The sequence below is a fragment of the Protofrankia sp. CiT1 genome (assembly GCF_917627335.1).
GTDB lineage: Bacteria > Actinomycetota > Actinomycetes > Frankiales > Frankiaceae > Protofrankia.
The window spans coordinates 1-3166 of sequence record NZ_CAKJTP010000168.1 but is presented as its reverse complement, the minus strand read 5'-3'; the positions used below and the strand labels follow the sequence as shown (position 1 = coordinate 3166).

At 67.2% G+C, this 3166-nt stretch carries 3 protein-coding genes; all 3 read right to left on the bottom strand.

Features of this window, described 5'->3' with window-relative positions; all coding sequences use genetic code 11:
• Positions 1 to 63: 63 nt before the first annotated feature.
• The 3 genes from MJ785_RS18735 to MJ785_RS18725 are packed head-to-tail and all read right to left on the bottom strand — an operon-like array spanning position 64 to position 2872.
• Positions 64 to 1500, bottom strand: coding sequence for a site-specific integrase (locus MJ785_RS18735; RefSeq protein WP_239382054.1), 1437 nt, complete (start codon positions 1498 to 1500; stop codon positions 64 to 66).
• Positions 1497 to 1835 carry a helix-turn-helix transcriptional regulator gene (locus tag MJ785_RS18730; RefSeq protein ID WP_239382052.1) on the bottom strand — a complete coding sequence of 113 codons (339 nt, stop codon included), beginning with the start codon at positions 1833 to 1835 and terminating at the stop codon, positions 1497 to 1499. Before MJ785_RS18730 ends, MJ785_RS18735 begins: the two co-directional genes overlap by 4 nt.
• Positions 1832 to 2872: a tyrosine-type recombinase/integrase gene (locus MJ785_RS18725; RefSeq protein ID WP_370652986.1), complete on the bottom strand. Its 1041-nt coding sequence runs from the start codon at positions 2870 to 2872 to the stop codon at positions 1832 to 1834. Before MJ785_RS18725 ends, MJ785_RS18730 begins: the two co-directional genes overlap by 4 nt.
• Positions 2873 to 3166 lie beyond the last annotated feature (294 nt).

Genomic DNA, 3166 nt, shown 5'->3' with positions numbered 1-3166 from the left:
CTTGAACTGGCAGGGTCGCGTGATTGGTAGTCGCGTATTCCCCCGGTTGGATCTTGCTCGTGGTTACTGATCGTGGTTGCTGGTGGCGTAGCGGCTCCAGGGCGCGCCGGCGTGGATGGCGTGAGCGCTGGTGCGGGAGTGGCTGTAGCCGAGCATGGCTGCGACGACGGGCGCGGGGGCGTCGAGGACGAGTTGGCGGATGGCGCCGATGCGGCTGGATTGGGGTGGGACACCGGCGTGTCGGAGGAGTTGACGAATGGCGTTCGTGGTCATGGGCTGCCCTGGACGGCGTCCGGGGAATAGCCAGCGGGTAGTGGGGTTGGCGGCGGTCTTCATGTTTGTGCGGGTGGCGATGTAGCGGCGGAGAAGCGCGGCGAAGGGTTCCGGAACGGGCGCTGGGTGTTCACCGAGGTGTAGGAACATGTCGGTGTCACCGGTGACGTCATCGATGGTGAGCTGGATGATACGGCTGACTGGTTGGGCGTAGAGCAGAACAAGCAGGGCGGCGACGCGGGTTCGTAGGAGCACGTTCTCATCGATGAGCATTTGCGTGATGAGGGTAATACGCTGCTGCTGGTGGGCCGGCGCGGAATCCGTGACGGTAGGGGCCTGGATAGCGAGGCGTGGCATGCGGGCGGTACTCATCGCCCATTTCAGGAACGGGTGGCTGGATAGTCGGGCGATAGCCGTGTTTGAATGCCACAAGTCGAGGTGGTATTGGGTGCAGGTGGCGAGTGTTGTTTCGTTGATATCAAGCATGGCAAGGAACGCCCCGGCCTGGGTGATCTGTGCGCGGGCGTTGGCCTGTGCGTCGGCTCCGAGCGGCCCGTGCGCTGCCAGGGTCCGTAGGCGGCGGAGGATGTGCCAGGCGGCGAACCGTTCCACTGTGGTCCGGTGCTCGGGGTTGGTGATCGAGGTCAGGTAGTGGCTGAGCCAGCGTTCGAAGAAGACGAGTTGCCGGTCGGCTGGGGGCAGGATGTGGTGTTGCATGAGGAGGTCGCGCAGGTATGCAACCGCGCGTGGGTGCGGCAGGGTGTTGAGTCCTTCGTGGGTGAGCGGAATTTCACCGGTGGCCAGGCCGCGTAGCATCTGTCCGACATATGGGGGGCCGAGCCAGTTCAATCCGCTCGCGGGTCGTTCCATCTGCCGGAGCCCATCGAAGAGTGGGATCAGTTCCGTGCGGATGGTGCCGGTGCCGTCGTCGAGGAGACAGCGGAGCCGAGTGGTGAGAGTGCAGCGGGCGCATCGCTGCTGCCAGCGGCGTCCTTGCATGCCGCATTCCACGCAGGTGAAATTCCCGGGAATCCCCGCGCAGTCAACGCAGAGCGGTTTGTGTTCGGTGGAGAAGCCGGGCAGCATGCGGTGGCGGGCGCATCCAGCACAGATCCCGAATGTTTCCAACGCCCGGGTGTGACAGGTCCGGCAGATCGGCCCGTCCGGCCAGGTCGTCGCCGCCACCGCGTTGCGGCCGCAGCGGGCGCAGGCAGTGGGTGTCCTCATTCAGGACGCAGCTGTACTCGTTTCGGGCGGACGCCCTCGGCTGGTGGGGCTGGGGCCGGGGTGTCCCCGACGGCGATCCGCTGGGGTGCGGCGTTCACCGCCCGGGTGGTGATGAGCTCGGCGGGGGTGACGTCGAGGAGGTCGCAGAGCGCGGCCAGCACCGGCAGGGACAGCCGTTCGGGGGCGCCGGTGACCAGTCGGTGCACCTGGGAGGCGGACAGGGTGACGCCCCGCTCGGCGAGCAGCGGGACGAGATTGCTGGTGGTGAACAGGCCGCGGGTGGCCATCACCGCACGTAGCCGCCACTGGTAGCTGACCTGGCGTCGGATCGTCATCGTGCCTTCTTGGTCGGTGTGAGGGCGGCGGTCAGGGTCTGGTCGAGTGCGCGGCGCAGGGTGCGGGTGCGGAAGTCCGAGGACACGCAGGTGTAGATCGCGGTGGTGGAGGCGTGCTCGTGCCCGACCTGCTGCTGGACGAACAACGCGTCGTACCCGTCCTCGATCAGATGGGTGATGTAAGAACGGCGTAGCGAGTGGACGTCGAGACCGGGGTCCAGACCGAGCGCGTCGCGGTAGGCGGCGAACCGGGCGTTGATCTGCTGCAGGCCGACCCGCGGGGCCCGTTCCGACGGCCACAGCGCTGGACTTGTCGGCGGGGCGAGCAGGGGCCGGAACTCGGTCACCCACTCGTCGAGGATGCCCGGTGTCCAGTCCCAGACGGTCAGTACGCTGCGCCGTTTCGGCGGGGAGCCCTTCGATGCCTTCCCGAACCGTACGTAGCAGACGCCGTAAGCGCCGAACTCCGCGCCGTGGGGGTTGCGGCCGAAGTCGGCGACGTCGAGCATCCGCACCTCGCGGCGGCGCAGCCCGTAGGCGTAGGCGACCTTGAACAGGACAGCGTCACGAAATGCCGGTAACCAGCCTTTGCGCCCCGCGGCGCGGATCCGACTCACCTGCTCGTCGGCGTGGTCGAAGAACGCCTGCAGCTCATCGAGGGTGAATGCCCGCTTGCCCGGGTCGCTCTCGGCCTGCTGGGCGTGCACCGCGGTGTTCCACTCATGGCAGACCTGCACCGGATGCGTGCCGAACTGCTGCTGGCACCGGTCCGACCAACTGTAGGCCGGATCGGTGACGTAACTGCAGAACAGCCGGACGGCCTCCTGGTAGTTCCGCAACGTCGATCGGCGCAGGTTCCGCACCGCCCGCAGGTCGGTGCCCCACTCGTCGACCATCTGCGACGTCCACCCCCACGGGAACGCCTGCGCATGCTCGGCGAACGCCCGCACCACACGGACCCGGCCCTCGACCGTGCCCACCGCCAGGTTCCGGGCGAGCTGCTGGCTGGTCCAGCCCTCCAGCATCGCGGCGAACACCTGCTCTTCCGCCCGCAGCAACGCCACCCCGGCCACCAGATGCAGCCCCGCCGCACCCGCCACCGACTCCCGATCCCCCACTGACCGCAACCTCCACCCTTCGCATCCGATGCGAGATCTTCGCATCAGATGCGAAACGGCTGGTCATCGACCCAAGACAGTCCCGCCGACACCCCCGATACGATCACTCGCTGAGCCGCGATGGACCCAGGAAACCCCAGGTCAAAGCCACTCCAGAACGCGCCGCATGCAGACCGACGCGTATTCGCATCCGATGCAATTCGCGGCGGTTAT